12 protein-coding genes and 1 pseudogene are annotated in these 13615 nt (G+C 68.4%); 6 read left to right on the forward strand and 7 right to left on the reverse strand.

Annotated elements, in window-relative coordinates; all coding sequences use genetic code 11:
* Positions 1-1038 carry a TonB family protein gene (locus tag ACJMKZ_RS00590; protein WP_405231187.1) on the reverse strand — a complete coding sequence of 346 codons (1038 nt, stop codon included), beginning with the start codon at positions 1036-1038 and terminating at the stop codon, positions 1-3.
* 161 nt (positions 1039-1199) lie between these two features.
* Between ACJMKZ_RS00590 and ACJMKZ_RS00595 the strand changes: the two genes are divergently transcribed.
* Positions 1200-1634 carry a VOC family protein gene (locus ACJMKZ_RS00595; protein WP_405231189.1) on the forward strand — a complete coding sequence of 145 codons (435 nt, stop codon included), beginning with the start codon at positions 1200-1202 and terminating at the stop codon, positions 1632-1634.
* A 7-nt stretch (positions 1635-1641) separates the two neighbouring features.
* Here the strand turns inward: ACJMKZ_RS00595 and ACJMKZ_RS00600 are convergent, their stop codons facing one another.
* Positions 1642-3024 (reverse strand): nicotinate phosphoribosyltransferase, encoded by a 1383-nt coding sequence (locus ACJMKZ_RS00600; RefSeq protein WP_405231191.1) that lies wholly within the window; start codon positions 3022-3024, stop codon positions 1642-1644.
* Between the two features lie 16 nt (positions 3025-3040).
* Positions 3041-3643, reverse strand: coding sequence for a nicotinamidase (locus ACJMKZ_RS00605; protein WP_405231193.1), 603 nt, complete (start codon positions 3641-3643; stop codon positions 3041-3043).
* 64 nt (positions 3644-3707) lie between these two features.
* On the opposite strand from ACJMKZ_RS00605, the gene ACJMKZ_RS00610 reads away from it, so the two are divergent.
* Positions 3708-4688, forward strand: a complete 981-nt coding sequence (locus ACJMKZ_RS00610) for a ribose-phosphate diphosphokinase (protein WP_405231195.1) — start codon at positions 3708-3710, stop codon at positions 4686-4688.
* Here ACJMKZ_RS00610 and ACJMKZ_RS00615 read toward each other — a convergent pair.
* Positions 4685-5806 (reverse strand): hypothetical protein, encoded by a 1122-nt coding sequence (locus ACJMKZ_RS00615; RefSeq protein ID WP_405231197.1) that lies wholly within the window; start codon positions 5804-5806, stop codon positions 4685-4687. The genes ACJMKZ_RS00610 and ACJMKZ_RS00615 overlap by 4 nt on opposite strands.
* 50 nt (positions 5807-5856) lie before the next feature.
* Here ACJMKZ_RS00615 and ACJMKZ_RS00620 point away from each other — a divergent pair, with 50 nt between their 5' ends.
* The 3 genes from ACJMKZ_RS00620 to ACJMKZ_RS00630 are packed head-to-tail and all read left to right on the forward strand — an operon-like array spanning position 5857 to position 9130.
* Positions 5857-6519: a phosphoribosyltransferase gene (locus tag ACJMKZ_RS00620; protein WP_405231199.1), complete on the forward strand. Its 663-nt coding sequence runs from the start codon at positions 5857-5859 to the stop codon at positions 6517-6519.
* Positions 6482-7903, forward strand: coding sequence for an amidase (locus ACJMKZ_RS00625; protein WP_405231201.1), 1422 nt, complete (start codon positions 6482-6484; stop codon positions 7901-7903). The genes ACJMKZ_RS00620 and ACJMKZ_RS00625 overlap by 38 nt, the downstream gene beginning before the upstream one ends.
* A 45-nt stretch (positions 7904-7948) precedes the next feature.
* Positions 7949-9130 (forward strand): site-2 protease family protein, encoded by a 1182-nt coding sequence (locus ACJMKZ_RS00630; RefSeq protein ID WP_405231203.1) that lies wholly within the window; start codon positions 7949-7951, stop codon positions 9128-9130.
* 8 nt (positions 9131-9138) lie between these two features.
* Here ACJMKZ_RS00630 and ACJMKZ_RS00635 read toward each other — a convergent pair whose 3' ends face one another.
* Positions 9139-9558: a universal stress protein gene (locus tag ACJMKZ_RS00635; protein WP_405231205.1), complete on the reverse strand. Its 420-nt coding sequence runs from the start codon at positions 9556-9558 to the stop codon at positions 9139-9141.
* An 18-nt stretch (positions 9559-9576) separates the two neighbouring features.
* Positions 9577-11184, reverse strand: a complete 1608-nt coding sequence (locus ACJMKZ_RS00640; RefSeq protein WP_405231207.1) for a GMC oxidoreductase — start codon at positions 11182-11184, stop codon at positions 9577-9579.
* 118 nt (positions 11185-11302) lie between these two features.
* Between ACJMKZ_RS00640 and ACJMKZ_RS00645 the strand changes: the two are divergent.
* Positions 11303-12966, forward strand: a pseudogene (locus ACJMKZ_RS00645) (acetolactate synthase large subunit).
* Here the strand turns inward: ACJMKZ_RS00645 and ACJMKZ_RS00650 are convergent.
* Positions 12938-13615 carry a lysoplasmalogenase gene (locus ACJMKZ_RS00650; protein ID WP_405231209.1) on the reverse strand — a complete coding sequence of 226 codons (678 nt, stop codon included), beginning with the start codon at positions 13613-13615 and terminating at the stop codon, positions 12938-12940. The pseudogene ACJMKZ_RS00645 and the gene ACJMKZ_RS00650 overlap by 29 nt on opposite strands.

Genomic DNA, 13615 nt, shown 5'->3' on the forward strand with positions numbered 1-13615 from the left:
TCAGGCGTCGGGCAGCTCGTAGAAGTTGAAGCGCGTGCCCTTCTCGCCGGTCACGATAACACGGCAGTCGCCCCAGCTCTCCGGGATCTCCCAGGTGATTCCCTCGCGCACCCGGTCGTCGTAACGATGCCAGTCGCAGCGGATCTCCAGACGTTCGGCCGTGCCGTTCACGTCGTCGATGGAGAACGCCCGCCGCAGCGGCCGGTAGTGCCAGCTCGTGCGGCAGTCGTCGCAGGCCGCCGCGTCGCCGATGGCGGCCTCGACGAGTATCGGCGCGTTCCCGGCGGCGCTGGCGCGGATCTGCTCCACCGCGTCGGCCAGCGGGCCGAGGCCTTCCTCGTCGCCGCCTGCAGCGAAGTACTCCTCGCTGGTCTCCAGGGCCGTGCCGTAGTCGCCGAGCCGGATCTGAAGCGCCAGGATGGCTCTGAGCAGGCCGGGGTAGAGACTGTCCTCCACATAGTCGCCGTCTCCCGCGGCGGCCCGCTTCAGTGCCGCGAGCTGGGCGCGCTCGTCGCCTTCCTCGCCGGCCACGATCGCCTTCAGCATCCACAGCCGGGCCACCTCGTACAGGTTTAGTCGGCCGTTCCCGGTCTGCGTGATCAGCCGCTTCGCCCGGTCGATCTCGCCGTCCTCCAGCAAGCGTGAAATCTCCGCGTGGATACGATGGAAGCGGGGGGTGGCGCCCAGTACCTTCGGGTCGATCGTGAAGCGGATCATGACGCGGGTGCGCGATTGCTCGATGGGTTCGCCTTCCCGGGTGGCAGGCTCGAAACGCCACTGGCGCGCAGCGTCCAGCGCGGCATCCTCGAACAGCGAGCTGCCGCTGGAATCCTCGACGATGGGGTCGACCACCTCGCCGGACTTCGTGACGACGAAACTGAGCTGCACCCAGCCCTGGCGTTCCCGTTTCAGCTCGAAGCGCGGGTAGGCCGGCGGCGTCCGCTCTATGGGCTTTGCGCGAGTCCCGTGGAAAGGCAGAGCGTCTTCGTCGGGATGGGGAATGGCCGGGGCGGCCGCCAGGTACAGGACCCCGAGCATGGTCAGCCTCGTTCCAGTCCTTGCCATCAACGTCCCCCGCATGCCAATCATTAAATGAGTAAAATAGACCATATAAGGAATAAATTTCAAACCGGGCCGCGGGATTCGAAGTTCCCATACCGGTGCTAGACTGCGCGCATCCCAGCCTGGAGTGCCGTGACATGACTGCCCAGCATCCCGTCAACATCCGCCTCATCGACCACGTGGTCATCCGGGCGCGGGACCCGGGCGCCCTGCTGGCGTTCTACGGGGAGGTGCTCGGCTGTCCGCTGGAGAAGGAGCAGACGGGCATCGGCCTGTATCAGCTGCGGGCGGGCGCCTCGCTGATCGACATCGTCGCCGTCGACGGCGAGCTCGGCCGCAACTTTCCGCAACCGCCGGCGGACGATGCCCCGAACATGGATCACTTCTGTGTGCAGGTGGAGCCGTGGGATGCCGACGCTATCCTGGCGCACCTGCGCGCCCACGGCGTGGAGGCCGGCGAAGTCGTGCAGCGTTACGGCGCGCTGGGCTACGGGCCGTCCATCTACATCCGGGACCCGGAGGGCAACACCGTGGAGCTGAAGGGACCGCCTGCGGACGCGGCCGGCGGCTAGCGGCCGCTTACTCCTTGCGCTCGACCCGCTTGTCCACCCGCTCGGCCATGTCGCGCATCCCGTCCGAGATCTCCACCCGGTAGGGATCGGCCGCCACCGGCAGCAGCGAGAGATCCCGCGGCAGGGCAGCCATCTGCGCCGCGGCGCGTTCGCGGATGTCGGTCAGTGGCTCCGGCTCCCCCAGCCGTTCGCCGGCCCGCATGACCGGCCCGAGCAGCGGTTCGCCGTCCAGCGCTTCGTCCACCAGGCCGATGACGTCGTGGTCGAAGCTGCCGTCGTCCCGGTAGTGGCGGAACACCTGCTTGCGGCCCGGCCAGGTGGCCTTGCCGGCCGATTTCTTCCGCCGCGGGATGCCGGCGTATTCCTGGATCTTGTAGACGCAGTCGAGATAGGGCGCGTCGGCGGAGACGTCCAGGTCCGTGCCCACTCCGTAGCCCGTCGCCGGTATGCCGGCGGCGGCCAGGCCGGCGATGCGGTCCTCGTTCAGCCCGCCGCTGACCATTATCTCGATGTCCTCGCAGCCGCCCTCGTCGAGGATGCGGCGCACGGCTTTGGCGCTGGCACAGAGATCGCCGCTGTCGATGCGCACGCCCCGGATCGTGAAGCCTTCCGGCTCGAGCTTGCGGGCCAGCTCGACCACTTTGCGCGCGCCCTCCTCGGTGTCGTAGGTGTCGATGAGCAGCACGGTGTTCTCGGGCTGGCTGCGGCAGAAGTCTTCGAACGCCTGCATCTCCGAGTCGTGGGCCTGGATGAACGAGTGCGCCATGGTGCCGAATAGCGGGATGCCGTAGAGCTCGTTGGCGAGGACGGTGGCCGTCCCGTCGAATCCGCCGATCCAGGCGGCCCGTGCGGCGAACAGGCCTGCCTCGGACCCGTGGGCTCGGCGCAGCCCGAAGTCCACCAGCCGCTGGTGGTCGTGGGCGGCGAGGCGCATGCGTGCCGCCTTGCTGGCGATCAGCGTCTGCATCTGCAGCAGATTCACCACGCGTGTCTCGATCAGCTGGGCCTCGGGCAGCGGCGCCACCACCCGGGCGATGGGCTCGTTGCCGAAGAAGGCCGTTCCCTCCGGCATGGCGTCCACGTCGCCGGTGAAGCGCATCTCCGCCAGCGAGTCTATGAAGGCATCGTCCAGTTTCTCCGTGCGCCGCAGCGCTTCCAGGTCACGCTCCTCGAAACGCAAATCGACGAGGTAGTCGAGCAGCTGTTCCAGGCCCGCCGCCAGCAGGAAGTTGCGGTGGTCGGGTAGCTTGCGCACGAAGAACTCGAACACGGCGGTGTCGTCCATGCCGATGTGCCGGTAGGCCTGCAGCATGGTGAGCTGATAGAGATCGGTCAGGTTGGGGCTGCCGAGGCGGTCGAGCCAGCGTGAATGGCTCAGGGGATTGCTCATCCGGGGGTTCCTTCGCTCAGGCCGCTTCGAGATGCTCGAAGTCGGTCTTCACCGCGCCCTCCTTCTCCATGGCGGTCACGGCCTTCTCGCCGTCGTTCGGTTCGACGTTGACGGCCCTGACGGCGTCCTCCAGCAGCACGACCTCGTACCCGTTCACCAGCCCGTCGCGCACGGTTTCGCGGACGCAGTAGTCGGTGGCCAGTCCGCCCACGAACACGCGCTTCACGCCGCGCTCCTTCAGCCACTGGTTCAGCTCGGTGCCCTGGAAGCCGCTGTAGGCCTCCTCGTCCGGCGTCTCTGCCTTGGAAACCACCTTGGTATCGCCGTGCAGGTCCAGTCCGGTGGCGAATGCCGCACCCTTCGTGCCGGCGACGCAGTGCGGCGGCCAGGGACCGCCCTGCTCCTCGAACGAGCAGTGGTTTTCCGGATGCCAGTCCCGGGTGGCTACGATGGGCAGCCCCAGGTTCTCGAACAGCTCCGAATATTTGTTGAGGACGGGGATCACCTCGTCGCCTTCCGGCACGCCCAGCGCGCCCCCGGGCAGGAAGTCGTTCTGGACGTCGACCAGGATGAGTGCGTCGCCCTTGTGTGGTTTCAGCAGTGCGTCTCGCGGGGCCATGGAACCCTCCGGTCCGTTGATGTACCTACTGTAACAGTGGGCCCGCTCGACTAGCATCTCAAGGGTGAAGGTATTCGCGCCTGCCACCTCCCGCACCTTCGCCGAGGCGGTCTGCGACCGGCTCGGCACGCTGCCGGCGCGCCTGCGCGAGCGCGATTTCGACGATGGCGAGCACAAGATCCGCCCGCTCGAGCCGGTGCGCGGCGACGACGTCTACGTCATCCATTCCCTCTACGGCGAGCCGGGACAGAGCGTCAACGACAAGCTGTGCCGGCTGATATTCCTGCTTGGCGCACTGCGCGACGCCGGCGCCGGGCGGCTCACTGCCGTCATCCCCTATCTCGCCTACGCCCGCAAGGACCGCAAGACGAAGAGCCGCGATCCCGTCACCACCCGCTACGTGGCGGGCATGCTGGAGTCGTCCGGGCTGGACCGCGTGGTCACCCTGGACGTGCACAACCTCGCCGCCTACCAGAACGCGTTCCGCTGCCGCAGCGAGCACCTGGAGGCGAAGCGGCTGTTCGTCGAGCACATTCGCGAGCGCATCGGCGACGAGCCGATCGCCGTCGTCTCCCCCGATGTGGGCGGCGTGAAGCGGGCTACGGCGTTCCGCGAGGCGCTGGAGGAGGCGCTCGGTCGCGAGGTCGGCGACGCCTTCATCAACAAGAAACGCAGCCGGGACGTGGTGAGCGGGGATACGGTGGTCGGCCACGTCGAGGACCGTGTCGCCATCCTGCTGGACGATCTCATCAGCACCGGCACCACCCTCGCCCGTGCGGCCGGCGCCTGCCGGGAGCTGGGTGCGGGCCGCGTCTTCGCGGCGGCCACCCACGGCCTACTGGTGGATCCGGCCAGCGAGAAGCTCGCGGTGCCGGCGCTGGACGGGGTCATCGTCACCGACAGCGTGGCGCCGATCGGCCGCATCACCGATGCCTTCGCTGGCCGACTCACGACCCTGAGCGTGGCGCCGCTGATCGGCGACGCCATCCGCTGCCTGCACGAGAACGGCTCGCTCGTGCGGCTGCTGGGCGAGGAGGAAGACTAGCCCCGGTCCTGGTCAGCGAGGGCCTCGTCGACGAACTCCCGGGCGAGAGCCAGGTAGCGGCGCGCCTCAGCGATGTAGTGCTCCCGGCCGAACGAGGGGTCTTCCAGGTGCCAGGCCGAAAGCACGGCCCGCACCATCGCGCGGCGGCTGAAGTAATAGGCCATCAGCGACGGCTCGGGCGTGTCGGCACTCGCCGCCTGCCACGCCGCCAGCAGGCGGTCGCGCAGGTCCTGCCCGCCGGCCCGCTCGCATTCCAGCGCGAGGAAGGCCACTTCCTCGGCGCTGTCCTGCACGCGCAGGTCGCGGGAGAATTCCAGGCAGTCGATCACGGCGAAGCGCTCGCCCAGATAGACGTGTTCGGGCCGGAGGTCGCCGTGAGCCTCGACGATACGCCCCGCTTCGGCCCGGGCGCCGATCGTCTGCCGGTGGGCGCGCACGTAGCGGCGCTGATCGTCGAGGATGCCGGGCCAGGGGTCGTCGGCGAGTGCGTCGTCAAGCGCTTCCAGATGCCGCCGCTGCTCGTCGTTCTGGGCGAGCAGGCGAGAGACGTAGGCCTCGGCCTCCAGCGGCTCCGGCGCGAGGTCCGCGTAGAACTCCGCGAGGTGTCGCGCCACCCGGGCCAGCTGATCGTCGCCGACCCGGCCGCGGGCGATCAGCTGCTCCAGCATCTCGTCCTCGGGCAGACGGCGCATCTTCACCAGCCAGTCCACCGCGCGGCCGTCGCCGCCGAGATGCAGGCGGCCGTCCGGGTCCTCGGTGAGGGGTACGACGTCGAGGTAAACCCAGTCCGCCAGGCGGCGGTTAAGCCGGAGTTCCTCCCGGCAGTAGTATTCGCGGTCTTCCAGTCGCCGGTAGTCGATCACCTGCGCCCGGATGGCCTTCTTCATCTTCCAGGCGTGGCGTTCGGTCAGGAACACCCACGCAAAGTGGGTCTCGACCGGCTCGACGGCGGATACCGGCTCCGGATAACCGGACGGCGATGCCAGGAAGCGGACTTTGCGCCCGGCCTCGTCGGGGCGGTCGCCCGGCGCGTCCTGCGAGCGGGTGCCTTCTTCGTCCGGGGTGGAGGGAGTCACGGCGCCATTATAGGCCGCATCGCGGCCGTTACGGATTTGCACCGCCGGCACACGGCGTCACACTGGGGTGTGCACTCAGCAAGGAGAGCGAGATGACGGTATTCGCAGACCGGAGGCAGGCCGGCCGCGAGCTCGGGAAGGAGCTCGGCCGGCGGACCACGGCCCGCTCACCGCTCGTGCTCGGCCTGCCGCGGGGCGGTGTCCCGGTGGCCGCCGAGGTCGCGAAAGCACTCGAAGGGGAACTGGACGTGCTCGTCGTCCGCAAGGTGGGCGTGCCGGGCCAGCCGGAACTGGCCGCCGGCGCCATTGCCTCGGGCGGCGTGCAGGTACTGTCGGACCGCGTCATGGGCATGACCGGGCTCGACGCGGAAGACCTGCGCCCCGTCGTGGAACGCGAGCAGGCGGAACTCGAGCGCCGGGAAAGGGCCTACCGCGGCGACCGGCCGCCGCTGGACGTCGGTGGCCGCGAGGTCATCCTGGTCGACGACGGCATGGCGACCGGTTCCACCATGCTCGCGGCCGTGAGAGCGGTGCGCAAGCTCGGCGCCGAACGTATTATTGTCGCGGTGCCAACAGCGTCCACCGAGGCTGCGGCAGACATGGGGCAGGAAGCCGACGAAGTCGTCTGTCTGGACACCCCGTCGCCCTACATGGCCGTCGGCTACTGGTACAGCGATTTCGGCCAGACCAGCGACGAGGAAGTTCGGGAGCTGCTCCATGAGACAACGACCGCAAGTACACGCACCGACCGATGATGCACTCGGCGATCTCGACGCCGTCGGCGTCGCCGGGCGGATAGCAGCCGGGGACATCAGCGCGGCCGATGCGGTGGCGGCGGCCATCGCGAGACTGCGTGCCGTCGAGGGGGTGCTCAATGCGGTGGCGGCTCCCCGCTTCGAGCAGGCCAGGCAGGAGGCGGCGGGCGCGATCGGCGGCGGGTTGCTCGCCGGCGTGCCCTCCGCCATCAAGGACAACGTGGATCTCGCCGGTATGGTGACCCGCCACGGATCGCGTGCCACCCCGGAGCGCAGCTACGACGCCGACAGCCCCATCACCGCCCAGTTTCGCTCGACCGGGCTCCTCGCCATCGCCAAGACCGCCCTGCCGGAGTTCGGCCTCACGGCCACGACGGAGCGCACCTGGGCTCCGCCGACGCGCAACCCCTGGAACACGCGCCATTCCACCGGCGGCTCGTCGGGCGGGTCGGCGGCGCTGGTGGCGGCGGGCGTCGTCCCCATCGCCCACGGCAACGACGGCGGCGGGTCCACGCGCATCCCCGCGTCCTGCTGTGGTCTCGTCGGGCTGAAGCCCTCCCGTGGCCGTCTGCTCACGGTGGAACTCGCCGAACGGCTACCCGTCGACATCATCGCCGAAGGCGTGCTGACACGCAGCGTCCGCGACACCGCCGCCTTCTATGCGGAGGCCGAGAAGCACCGCGCCGGCGCCGGCCTGTCGTCCCTCGGTTACGTCGACGGCCCGTCCGCCACGCGGCTTCGCATCGGTTTTACGACGCGCCATCCGCTCGGAGCCGAGTGCCACCCCGAAGTCGTCGCGGCGGTCGAGAATGCCGCATCCGTCTGTCGCCGGCTGGGTCACCGGGTAAAGGAGATCCCCGCGCTCGCGGATGCCCGTATGGCCGGGGACTTCTTCCTGTACTGGGCCCGCCTGGCCACGGCCATCCGCTTCCTCGGCCGATTCGCGTTCGGCCGCGGCTTCGACCGGCGCGAACTCGAGCCGCTCACGCTGCAGTTGAGCCGGCATTATCTGCGGAACTTCTGGCGCAGCCCCGGCGCGATCCGCCGGCTGCGCCGCTTCGGCGAGGAACACCGGCGGCGCTATGCCGACTGCGACGTCATCGTGACCCCGGTGCTGGCGCGGCCGCCGGTGCCGCTGGGCTACCTGGCACTGGACATCGACTTCGACACGGCCGCGGAGCGTCTGATGCACTACGCGGCGTTCACGCCGGTGCAGAACGTGGCCGGCACACCGGCCATCTCGCTGCCGCTCGGCCATAGCGTCGAGGGGCTGCCCATTGGCGTGCAGTTCGCCGCCGGCATGGGCGAGGAGCGTCGGCTGCTCGAGCTGGCCTACGAGCTCGAGGCCGCCGTGCCCTGGTCGTACTCGGATTCCGGTATGTAAGTCCCACGGCAGCGGCCGGCCGGCTCGATCTGTTACCGTCGGACCATGGCTGACAATCAAAAGAAACCCCTGATCGCCCGCGGCTTCCCGTTGTTCACCATCTTCGGCTTCGAGGTGAAGCTGAATCTCACCTGGCTGCTGCTGGCGCTCCTGATCACCTGGACCCTCGCCGAGGGCTTCTTCCCGGAGCGTTACCCCGACCTGGCGACGCAGACCCGCTGGTGGATGGGCATTGCCGGGGCCTTCGGGATACTGCTCTCCATCGTCTTCCACGAGCTGTCCCATTCCCTGGTGGCCCGCTATTACGGCCTGAGAATGGGCGGCATCACACTGTTCGTGTTCGGTGGCGTGGCGGAGATGCGCCACGAGCCGAAGGAGCCGAAGGTGGAGCTGCTGATGGCCGGCGCCGGCCCGCTCTCGAGCCTGGTGCTGGCGGGCATCTGCTGGGTGCTGCACGCGGGGGCGGAGGCGTCCGGCCTGCCGACGCCCGTGACCGGCGTGCTCTACTACCTCGCGGTGATCAACGTGGCCCTGGCCGTCTTCAACCTGATCCCGGCCTACCCGCTGGACGGTGGGCGGATGCTCCGGGCGGCCCTCTGGGCCTGGCGCAATGACATCCGCGATGCGACGCGCATCGCCAGCAACATGGGTTCGGGCTTCGGTCTCATCCTGATCTTCCTGGGCGTTCTGTCGCTGATACAGGGCTTCTTCGTGGGCGGCATGTGGTACATCCTGATCGGGCTGTTCGTGCGCGGGGCAGCCAAAGGCTCCTACCGCCAGCTCATCGTGCAGCAGCTGCTGGAGGGCCGCCGGGCGCGGGACGTGATGAATACCGACCCGGTGACCGTGGAACGCTCGCTGAGCCTGCGGGATTTCGTCGACGACTACGTCTACCGTTACCGCTCCCGCCTGTTTCCCGTGGTACAGGAGGGCGAGCTCAAGGGCTGCGCCACCGTGGAGCGGGTGAAGGAGATCCCCGAGGAGCAGTGGGAGCAGACGGCTGTCGCCGATATCGTCGACTCCTGCTCCGACGAGAACACCGTCCGCCCGGACGAGGAACTCACCGACCTCGCCGCCAGCCTGTTCGGCGCGTCCGCCGGCCGGCAGCGGCTGGTGGTGGAGGACGGCCGTCTGCTGGGTGTCGTCTCCGTGGACGATCTGCGCGAACTGCTGCAGCTCCGGCTGGAGCTGGGCGACGACGCGGAGGCGTCGGACGGCCGCAGCTAGGCGCCGGGTCAGCGCACGACCATGACAGTGATCGGGGCGCTGGATGCCACGTAGGCCGCGTTGGAGGCGAACATACGGTCGTCCACGTCAGGGATATGGGATGCCATGACCACCAGGTCGGCACCGCTCTCCTCGAGCGCCCGCATGAGCGCTTCACGCACGTCCAGGCTGTCGTCTTCCGGTATGACCGCCCTCGCGGTCGCCTCGAAGCCGTGCCGCTCCGCCTGGTCGAGGGCGAAGGTGTCGAGCGCCTCCCGGAACTCGTCCGCTTGCGCTGCGGTGAGGGGCGCCGCCCCGGGCGCCACGCTGACATAGCAAACCGGTATGCGATAACCCGCGGCCAGGTCGGCGGCGGTGCGCAGTGCCTTGTCGAGACTGTCGAGGTGGGCGAGGTCCACCGGCACCATGATCTTGTGATATGAGCCCATCGGGATGCTTCCGTCCGTTCAGGTGCTTCCCCGCTCGTGCTCGGGTACCGACGCCATGGCGTGCTCAGCCATGGCCGTAATCGTCAGCGACGGATTGACGCCCGGATTGGCGGGCACGGCTGCGCCGTCGCAGACCAGCAGATTGCGGTAACCGAAAACGCGCTGCCGGCTGTCGATTACACCGGTGTTTTCATCACGCCCGATGACGGCACCGCCGAGGATGTGCGCGGTGGTCGGTATGTTCGCCAGAGCCTCCATCAGCATGCTTTGAGGCAGGCCGCCGGTTCGCTCGGCCAGCCAGGCGGCGGCCCGGTTGGCGGCCTCGATATAGGTGGGGTTGGGTTTCTCGGGATCCTGGGCGGTGTTCAGGCGGACGCCTGTTCCGAAGCGCCGCGGCACGGCCTCGAAGCTGATGGCGTTGTCCAGCGTCTGCATTACCAGCAGCACGACGGTTCGGCGGGCCCAGCCTATGGGCCACAGCGATTTCAGAAAGCGCACCGGATGGCGTACCGCCTGGCCGGCCAGCATCAACGGCCGCGTGAGTCGGGTTCCGTTGCCGGTCAGCAGCGTGAACAGCGTGCCCATGAAGTCCCCCCGCCGCCCGTAGGTCACCACTTCGATATGGGTGTCTTGGTCGACGTGGATGCTGGCGCTGATGGCGACACTGTTCCAGATGTTCTGCGATTCGTCCGGCAGCGTGACCGCGAGCACGGACTCGCTGTTGGTGCGCACCAGCTGACCCAGACGATCGCTGATGCGTGGCAGCGAGCCACGGTGCTTGCAGTTGGCCAGCAGCCGGTTTGTGCCGAGCGCGCCCGCTGCCACGACCACACCGGCGGCCCGATAGCGTCGGCCGTTGCGTCGCAGCCAGGCCCCCGGCCGCGCTGCGGTGAGTATGTAGCCATCGCTGCCATCCGGCCGTCCGTCCGGGCGGATATCGGTGACCTCGGAGTCCGGGATGATCGTGGCGCCGCGCTTCTCGGCAAGATGCAGGTAATTCTTCACCAGCGTGTTCTTGGCGCCCTCCCGGCATCCGACCATGCATGCACCGCAGCGCGTACACCCCGTGCGAGGCGGTCCTTCGCCGTCGAAATACGGATCGTCCACGGTCTTGCCGGGCTCTCCGAAGTAGACGCCGACAGGGGTCCGGCGGAAGGTCTCCCCGGTGCCGAATTCCTCGGCGATGGAGCGCAGCAGATCGTCGCCGGGACTCTCGAACGGTACCTCGGTCACCCCCAGCATCCGCTCGGCGGTGTCGTAATGGGGTTTCAGTGCGGCGGACCAATCGGCGAGATCGGACCATTGCGGATTGGCGAAGAACGGAGGCGCCGCCCGGTAGAGGGTATTGGCGTAGACCAGGCTACCGCCGCCGACACCGGCGCCTGCCGCGATGAATACGTCGCTGAACGGGACGAGTCGCATGATGCCACGCAGCCCGATGGCAGGCGCCCAGAGGAAGCGGCGCAGATTCCAGGCAGAGGCGGCAAAATCCTCGTCCCGATAGCGCGGCCCGCTCTCGAGTACCGCCACCCGATAGCCCTTCTCGGTCAGACGCAGGGCGGCGACGCTGCCGCCGAACCCCGATCCGATCACAATCCAGTCGTATTCGTCGTCGGCCTCACGCATACGCCACCCCCGCTGCGATCATACACCCGGGATGATGGTAACGGGCTTCGCGTCTATCATGCGACATCGGAAACCCACGACAGCACGAATAACCCGAGTCGTAACAGAGGATCGATGAATGAAGGCGTCCGACCTGCTGGTCCGTTGTCTCGAGGCCGAGGGCATCGAATACATCTTCGGTGTGCCCGGCGAGGAGAACGCGGACTTCATGCTCTCGCTGGAGGGAAGCGAGAAGATCCGATTCGTGCTGACCCGTCACGAGCAGGGCGCCGCCTTCATGGCGGAGATCTACGGGCGCCTCACCGGTAATCCGGCCGTTGTCTGGGGACGCTGGGGCCCGGCGCGACAAACCTCATCACGGGCGTCGCCGACTCCAACATGGACCGCGCACCCATGCTGGTGCTCACGGGTCAGGGCTCGACGCTGCGCCTGCACAAGGAATCCCACCAGATCATGGACGTGGTCGGCATGTTCGAGCCGGTCACGAAGTGGGCCACCACCATCCACAACGCCCGCACCATCCCCGAGATCGTGAGGAAGGCCGTCCGGCTTGCGCGCACCGAGAAGCCGGGCGCCGTGCACATCGAGCTGCCCGAGGACGTGGCCAAGCGGGACGTCGAGGCCGAGCCGATGGAACCGCGGCGCTTCCGCCGTCCCGGCCCCGACGACAAGATCGCCGACCGGGCCTTCGCCATGCTGGCCGAGGCGAAGCGACCGGTGATCATCGCGGGAAACGGTGCCATCCGCCGCCGTGCCTCGAAGCAGCTTAGGGTCTTCTGCGAGTCCACCGGCATCGGCGTGCTGAGCACGTTCATGGCCAAGGGCGCCGTGGACATGGACGCCGACTACTGCCTCTACACGATCGGTCTCGGTGCCAAGGACATCCCGACGCTCGCCATCGACGAGGCGGATCTCGTCATCACGCTCGGCTTCGACATGGTCGAATACCACCCGCGGCTGTGGAATCCGAACCGGGACAAGACCATCATCCACGCCGACTTCCTGCCGGCGGAGATCGACCAGCACTATCACCCCGAGGTGGAACTGGTGGGCGACCTCGCCCACACACTCTGGATGCTGAACGAGCGGGTGCGCGGGCGTGGCCTGCCGGACTTCGACCTGGCTTCCCAGCGGGCGGTCCGCAGACGCATGACCGAGGAGCTCGCCGCCTACTCCGACGACGATACGGAGGGCGTCATCCGGCCCCAGAAGATGCTCTGGGATGCCCGCCAGGTGATGGGCCCCTCGGACATCCTGTTATCCGACGTGGGGGCCCACAAGATGTGGATCGCCCGCCACTACCACTGCCACGAACCCAACACCTGCCTGATACCGAACGGATTCTGCTCCATGGGCTCGGCCCTGCCCGGGGCCATCGCCGCGAACATCGTGCATCCGGACCGCAAGGTGCTCGGCATCGCCGGCGACGGCGGCTTCCTGATGAACGTGCAGGAGATGGAGACGGCACGGCGGCTCGCCAGCGACATCGTCATGCTGGTGTGGGAGGACGGCGGCTACGGCCTGATCAGCTGGAAGCAGGAGGACGAGTTCGGCCGCCACACCGCGCTGGGCTTCGGTAACCCGGACTGGCTGAAGCTTGCGGAGTCCTTCGGCTGGGGCGGGCACCGGGTCGAGCGCTCGGCCGAGTTCCGCTCGACGCTGGAGGCGGCCTTCGCGGAGAAGGGGCCGAGCCTGGTGGTGGCCCCGGTGGACTACCGGGAGAACCGGGAGCTGACCCGCCGCCTCGGCGAGATTATCGGGGCGGGGATCGTGGGGGGCTGATCGGACCGCGGCCCGCCGGGCTCCAGGCGAGCATGAGCTGTCCGGCGTAGTAGAGCGGCAGGCTCCAGACGTACGGCGGGAACTCCGGCGCCAGGAACTGCCGCGCGGCGACGCCCAGATCCGAGAAGTAGAAGGCCATTGCGCCGACCGGCAGCAGCCAGGTGGCTCCTGCCCCGCGGGCGCCGACGGCGCCGATCACCATGAGATTGATGACGACGAGATAGGCGAGCACCGGGATGCGCATCCCGTCGCCCACGTGGGGCATGAGCCAGATGGCGACGCCGCTGGAGAAGAGCAGCACCGCGACCGCCGCGCCCGCCACCCAGCCGAGATCGACGCCGCGCAGCAGGAACGCGGTCAGATAAGCGAGGTGCCCGAGCAGGAAGGCGACCAGTCCGAGCAGGAACCAGGAGTCGGTGGTGCCCAGCAGAAACGCATCGCCGAACCAGGACAGGCCCAGACCGGCGAGCAGCGCTCGGCCCCACCCCGTCTCCGGCGCCCCTGCCGACACGGCGACGACGATGAAGGCGGTGGAGGCCGTCAGCTTGGCGATGGCCGCCGCGATGACGAGCCCCTGCAGCTGGAAGCCCACCAGCGCCGCGCATGCGGCCAGCGATATCACCGTCCACAGAGTCCGCCGGTGCTTCAT

It is taken from the genome of Lentisalinibacter salinarum (assembly GCF_040706555.1).
GTDB classification, from domain to species: Bacteria; Pseudomonadota; Gammaproteobacteria; order Steroidobacterales; family Woeseiaceae; genus Lentisalinibacter; species Lentisalinibacter salinarum.